Origin of the sequence: Streptomyces sp. NPDC097619 (assembly GCF_040302735.1) — a bacterium.
In the GTDB taxonomy this organism is placed as follows: Bacteria; Actinomycetota; Actinomycetes; order Streptomycetales; family Streptomycetaceae; genus Streptomyces.
Genome location: NZ_JBEOSD010000334.1, coordinates 1 through 1,138 on the forward strand (window position 1 = coordinate 1; position 1,138 = coordinate 1,138).

A 1,138-nucleotide genomic window follows, 5' to 3' on the forward strand; every position below is an offset into this window, starting at 1 on the left:
TCCTCCGTCGTCTCCCCGAAGTTCCACCCCGCCCGGAACGCCACCACGTTCGCCTCGGCGATCTCCGGCTTCCGCGCGAACTTCCTCCGCAGGAAGGCTTCGGTGCCCTCTGTCGGACGGTGATACATCCAGGAGAGCAGACCCAGAGCGAACATGTTCTTGCTACGCTCCGCCTCCTTCCGCGACAGGTCGAAGTCCTTCAGGGCTTCGACCGTGAGGGTGGTGAGGGGGACGGGGTGGAGGTGGTACGCGTCCAGGGAGTCGTCCTCCAGGGGGGAGGACTCGTAGCCGACCTTGACCATGGCGCGCTTGGTGAATTCGTCGGTGTTGACGATGATCTCCGCGCCCCGGGGGAGGTCCGCGATGTTCGCCTTGAGGGCCGCGGGATTCATCGCCACGAGGACGTTCGGAGCGTCACCCGGAGTCAGGATGTCGTGGTCGGCGAAATGCAGCTGGAAGGAGGACACGCCGGGAAGGGTTCCGGCGGGGGCGCGGATTTCCGCGGGGAAGTTCGGCAGCGTGGAAAGGTCGTTTCCGAAGGATGCCGTTTCGGAGGTGAAACGGTCTCCGGTCAGCTGCATTCCGTCGCCCGAGTCACCCGCGAAACGGATGATGACGCGGTCGAGGCGGCGGACTTCCTTGGCGCCCGTGGGGGGAATGGCGGTCTCGGTCATGGCTCAATTCTTGATTTCGCAGAGGGTGGCGCCGGAAGTGATGGACGCGCCGACCTCGGCGGACAGGCCGGTGACGGTGCCGGAGCGGTGCGCGGTCAGCGGCTGCTCCATCTTCATGGCTTCGAGGACGACGACGAGGTCGCCTTCGTTGACCTGCTGGCCCTCTTCGACGGCCACCTTGACGATGGTGCCCTGCATCGGCGAGGCCAGGGTGTCGCCGGAGAGGACGGGGCCCGAGCGCTTGGTGCGGCGCTTGGTCTTGGCGCCGCCGGCGACCGCCGTTCGGCCGATGGTCATGCCGAGGGAGGAGGGGAGGGACACCTCCAGGCGGCGGCCGCCGACCTCGACCACCAGGCTTTCCCGGCCGTCCTCGTCTTCGGTGTCTTCGGGGGTGGGGGCGGTGAAGGCGGGGATGGTGTTGGTGAACTCGGTCTCGATCCACCGCGTGTGGACCTTGAACGGGG

The 1,138-nt window shown here is 67.1% G+C and carries 2 protein-coding genes; both read right to left on the minus strand.

From position 1 onward, the window contains the following. Positions 1–674: 2-oxoacid:ferredoxin oxidoreductase family protein (locus tag ABTZ17_RS36840; protein WP_352200185.1), on the minus strand; the 674-nt coding region annotated here is incomplete at its 3' end. 3 nt (positions 675–677) lie between these two features. Then, positions 678–1,138: acyl-CoA carboxylase biotin carboxyl carrier protein subunit (locus ABTZ17_RS36845; RefSeq protein WP_352200186.1), on the minus strand; the 461-nt coding region annotated here is incomplete at its 5' end.